Origin of the sequence: Neisseria sp. HMSC70E02 (assembly GCF_001838645.1) — a bacterium.
Taxonomy (GTDB): domain Bacteria; phylum Pseudomonadota; class Gammaproteobacteria; order Burkholderiales; family Neisseriaceae; genus Neisseria; species Neisseria macacae.
Genome location: NZ_KV838146.1, coordinates 2,584 through 2,859 on the forward strand (window position 1 = coordinate 2,584; position 276 = coordinate 2,859).

Annotated in this window: 1 pseudogene; it reads left to right on the forward strand. The window is 55.4% G+C overall.

The annotated features are described in order from the left end of the window. A pseudogene (locus HMPREF3277_RS12465) lies at positions 1-276 on the forward strand (RHS repeat protein); the annotation flags it as partial.

The window sequence follows — 276 nt, forward strand, 5'->3', positions numbered from 1 at the left end:
CCACCGTCCTGCCCGACGGCAGACAGATCAACTATCTGTATTACGGCAGCGGCCACCTCCACCAAATCAGCCTCGACGACGAAGTCATTACCGACATCGAGCGCGACAAACTGCACCGCGAAATCTTCCGCACACAAGGTAAACTCGCCAGCCGTTACGAACTCGACCCATTAGGTCGTCTGAAAAGGCAAATCGCCACCCTCAACGACCTGACAGAGGGCGGCAAAGGCAAAAACAAAGTCGCGGCGGGTTATAATCAAACCGCCGTCAAACGCA